Source organism: Poseidonibacter sp., from assembly GCF_041821165.1.
Lineage (GTDB): Bacteria > Campylobacterota > Campylobacteria > Campylobacterales > Arcobacteraceae > Poseidonibacter.
In genome coordinates this window covers 1-5,112 of record NZ_JBGUES010000169.1, presented here as the reverse complement: position 1 = coordinate 5,112, position 5,112 = coordinate 1, and the positions used below count along the sequence as shown (strand labels likewise).

The 5,112-nt window shown below is 23.9% G+C and carries 3 protein-coding genes; 1 reads left to right on the top strand and 2 read right to left on the bottom strand.

All coding sequences use genetic code 11. The features are described from left to right. Together ACERKK_RS11095 and ACERKK_RS11090 are read right to left on the bottom strand one after the other, a co-directional pair. Positions 1-941, bottom strand: a 941-nt coding sequence (locus ACERKK_RS11095) for an AAA family ATPase (protein ID WP_373773142.1), incomplete at its 3' end; no start/stop codon positions are given. Next, positions 928-2,064 (bottom strand): exonuclease SbcCD subunit D, encoded by a 1,137-nt coding sequence (locus ACERKK_RS11090; protein WP_373773141.1) that lies wholly within the window; start codon positions 2,062-2,064, stop codon positions 928-930. The genes ACERKK_RS11090 and ACERKK_RS11095, both read right to left, overlap by 14 nt. A gap of 104 nt (positions 2,065-2,168) precedes the next feature. On the opposite strand from ACERKK_RS11090, the gene ACERKK_RS11085 reads away from it, so the two are divergent. Then, the coding region (locus ACERKK_RS11085) for a serine/threonine-protein kinase PknK (RefSeq protein WP_373773140.1) at positions 2,169-5,112 on the top strand (2,944 nt) is incomplete at its 3' end.

Below are 5,112 nucleotides of genomic sequence, written 5' to 3'. Positions count from 1 at the left end.
ATATGGTACTCTTTTAGTTTCTCTTGCTCTTTAATACTCTCATGTAGTTGTATATATTCATCTTTTACTACATTTAAGCCTTTTAGCTCTTTTTGTTTCTCTTCTAAGTTTTTTACTTCATTTGAAAGTTTTGTTTGATTTACTATATGTGAATCTATGCTATTTTTTATAAGCTCTTTTTTTGCATAGTGATTTTGTTTTTTCTCTTTTGTTGTTTGAAACTGTTTTAACTCTATATTTATGTTTTGTTCTGCTTGTTTGTTTTTATCTAAATCAAGTGATTTAACTACACACTCTTTTTCAAACTCTTCTTCTTTTTGTTTATACTCTACTATATGCTCATTTTTAATCTTTACTTCATCATGGGCTAATAAAACTTCTGCAAAAGCCCCTATTTCTCTTTTAAGTTGTCTACTTTTCTCTATTAGCTCTTTTTCAATAAAATCAATCTTTTCTAAACCAAGTAGTTTTCGAATCATCTTTTTTCTATCTTCATTTTTTAGGCTACTTAAACTAGTAAGCTCTTTTTGTGAAGCAAATAATGTATGAATAAAAGCATCTTTACTCATTTTTGTAAGATTTACTATTGAAGTTGTAACTTCTTTTGCTCCTGTTGTAATTAAGTCTTCGTTTTTATAAAACTTTGCATTTGCACTTAAAGCCTTTCCTCTAAACTCTCTACTTACTCTATACTCAATACCATCAAACTCAAAATCAAGCTCAACAACAACGGCATCTTTTGTAGTAGCATTTGCATTTCTTATTACTTCTTTGTAACCTTTGTTTTTTAGTTCACCATATAGTGCAAATAAAATAGCTTCAAAAATTGTTGATTTTCCACTACCATTTTTTCCAATAATTCCAACAAGTCCTTCACCAAAATTTATAGAATAAGATGTGTACTTTTTAAAGTTTTCTAGTCTTAGTTTACATAGTATCATTTGATGACTCCTCATATAGTGAAAATAACTCTTGTACTTTTGTTTTTAATCTATCGAACTCTTTATTATCGCTATCTTCTTTTATATGTTCAATAAAAAAATCCTCTAGACTTAATGCTTCAACATCATCTATATTTGTTTCATTTGCATTTTTCTTAAACTCTCTTTTTATATTTACACTCATTGCATTTGGAAATAACTCTTTTATTTGAGAGTTTTGAATATCAATTGATTGTAAGGCTGTTAGGTTTACTAGTTTTACATCTACTATTGCATTATTTGTATCACTAATATCAATATCTTTTATAGAAGTTTCAAAATCTTCACAATCTATTTGTTTTTGTCTTATTGCTCTTATATCTATTTCTTTATACTGCACACTAAGAGTTTCTTTAATATCAAGTTCTATAAAACCTTTTGAATTTCTTTTATCATTTAAACTTGTTCTTTCACTACTACCTGAATAATATACATTAGGATACTTCTCTTTAGTTCCTTTAACTGATACTGCTCCAAAACCATGCCAATGACCAAGTGCTACATAATCCATAGATTGAAAAATATACTCTTTATTAGTTGGATATACCCACTCTCCAAACTCTTGCATTAAATACCAAGCACCAACACTACAATGCATCATCATAATATTCTTTTTTAATTTATCAATATTAGATTCACAAAGTTCTATTTGTTCATTTGCTTTGCTATCATCATTCATATGAGGAAGGGTATGAAAAACTACATCATCAAACTCTACTTTTTTATACTCTTGAGAATACGATACATAGATATTTTTAAAGTTCTCAAAGATTTTAAGTATTGGACTTGATAGGTTTGTTCTTGGAGTTGAGTGATTACCTGCTATTAATATAAATGGAATATTAAGTTCATCTATTTCTTTAAACTTTTGCAAAGCATAAGTAATAGCTCTATTACTAGGACTGCTTCGATGAAATAAATCCCCTGTATGAATTATATAATCAGGCTTGATTGTTTTAATTTGTTCAACTATCTGAGAAAATGCATCATAAAAATCTGCTTCTCTTTGGTTTATATTGTTTTCATCTAAGATATCTAAGTCATTGTATCCTAGGTGTGTGTCACTAAAATGTATTATTTTCACTTGTAGCCTTATTTATGCAGTTTATTTTATATAATATAACATTATTTACTTGAATAATAATGTGATAAAAAAATTTATAATTTTATTAAACTTTAAGAAAGTTATTGCTTGTTTTATATATAATAATTAAATTAATATTAAAAGGTTTTATTATAGATACTAAAGATTATAAAAAAATAAGAAAGATTCAAGCATCTAATCATATTGAATGGTATTTATATCAAAAAATAAAATCAAACGAAGATATTATTATAAAATCGTTTAAAGAAATCAATAGTGAAAATAATGAAAAGTTATATAATGAATATAGCTTACTAAAAGAAAGTATACATTCAAATATAATCAAAGTATATGAATTAGTTGAAAACAATGGTAAAACTCATTTAGTTAAAGAGTATTTTAAAGCTCAAACTCTTGATGATTATTTAAAAAACAAAACTCTTAATTTAGAAAGTTTTTTTAAAATATCTACTCAAATATGTAAAGCAATCTCTTTTTTACATAATAAAAATATTATTCATAAAAATTTATCTTTATCTTCAATTTTAATAGATGATGAAGAAAATATCAAAATTTCTGATTTAACATACTCTTATTGTTCTAGTTTTTGTAATATTAATAATATAAAAGTAGCAGAACCAGAAGAGTTCTTAGAGTTTAAAGCTCCCGAACAATTACAAAATTTACAAAATCAAATTGACCATAGAGTTGATATTTACTCTTTGGGGGTAATATTTTATTATATGCTAAGTGGTTCTTTACCTTACTCATTTGATGATTATTCTTCTTTTTCAAATACACTTCTTACAAAAAAAACACCATTAATAAAAGATATTAATAAAGATATACCAATTGTTTTATCTAAAATTATTGAAAAAATGATGGCTAAGAATATTGAAGAAAGATATTACCAAGTCTTATCAATACATACAGATATAAATAAATGTACATCTTTTTTAAATAAAAATAAAATAATAGAAGATTTCAAAATAGATGATTTACAAAAGATTCTTGATTTAAAATACTATGATAATCTTTATGGTAGAAAGCAAGAACAAGAAGAAATTATTGATATTATTAATAATATCAATATAGACAGTAATCTTTTACTTTGTGTATCAGGAATTTCAGGCATTGGTAAATCAACATTAATTGATTATGTACTAAATGATAAAAAAGATATGTTTTCATATATTGTAAAAGCTAAGCTTGATAAATATAAACAAAACAATTCTTATGAAATTTTATACCTTGCATTAAGAAATTTAACAAAAAAAGTAATTATAGAAGATAAGAAAACACTTCATATTTGGAAGAATAAGTTAAATAAACTTTTTGATTCTCAAGCGCAAATTCTTATTGATGTAATTCCAGAAATTGAAACAATAATAGGAAAACAAGAAAAAATTGAGATTTTAAGTCCTACTGACACAAAAGCTAGGTTTGATTCATTATTAATAAAATATATACAATTATTTTGTGAAGTTGACAAACCTTTATGTATTTTCTTAGATGATGTACAATGGACTGATTTTGTAATATTAAAATGGCTTGAAAATGCTATTTTAAATCTAAAAAATATTATTTTTATTGTGTCGTATAGAGATGATGAAGTTAAAGAAGAACATATTTTTTCTAACTTTTTAAATAAAATGCGTTCTTTAGATGTAAATATTAATGAATTAAACCTTTTACCTATGTCAAAAAATACAATAAAAAAATTAATTATTGATAATATGAACTTAGATGAGGTTGATAAAATTACAGATATTATATATCAAAAGACAAGAGGAAATTCATTTTTTGTAAAACAATATTTAAAGCAATTACAAAAAGATTCAATTATTTATTTTGATGTAGATAATTTAAAATGGAATTGTAATTTAGAACAAATTTATAAACTTCCAATTAGTGATAATGTCTTTGATATTCTAAGTAAAAGAGTTACACTACTTCCTTCTAAAGTACAGGATTTACTTAATATAGCATCTTGTATTGGAAGTACTTTCTCACAAGAACTGCTTAAAAAAGTATATAACGATGATGAATTATTTGATGAATCTATAAATATACTTTTAGAAGAAGAGTGGATAATAAGTAATTTAGATAAAGATATTAAAGAGTCGAAAAAATATAGTTTTTCTCATGATAGAATGCAGCAAGTAGTTTATTCATCATTAGATAAAACGCAATTAAAAAATATTCATTTATCAATTGCTAATAATATATATTCATCTTATGAAAAACTAGAAAATAAAAAACTTATTACTTGTGTAAATCATTTTAATATATCATCATCTTTAATAAACGATAATACACAAAAAGAGTATTTAGCAAAATTAAATATAAAAGCATGTAAACATACAATCAAGAGTGGAGATTTTATAAATGCTTTAAGCTTTAGTAAACAAGTTATGCTTTTATACCCATCTTTGAGTAAATCTAATGAATATATTTCAATATTAGTACAAAGAGCTCAATGTGAGCATTTATGTCATAATTATGAGGAAGCAATAAAATATTATAACTTAGCAATAAGTTTAAGCTTTGATATACTTGAAAAAGCAGCTATTTATGAACTTATAATTAAATTTTATACTGATATAAGTGATTTCAAAAAAGCTTATGAAGTAGGAAGAGTTGCAAGTGCACTTTTTAATTTAAAACTTCCAAAAACATTCAATAAACTATTTTTTATAAAAGATTTTATTAATGTAAAGATTAAATTAAAGTCAAAAAAAACTAGTGATTTACTAAATCTTCCAGAAGCTAATAATGAAAATATTATTATGCTCATTCGTATTCTTTCTGCTTTATTAAAAGTTGCATATCAAATAAAACCAGAATTATGTGTATCACTTTCTGTAAAAATTATAAATTTATGTCTTAAATATGGAAATACAAAAGAATCAATAATTGGGTATATGGTATTTGGAGTAATTTTTCAAGGTGCAGTTTTATCAAATCATAATCTTGGATTTGAGTATTCAAAATTATCTATACTAATGCTTGAAAAATACAATAATACTTTACAATATCCTGAAGTAA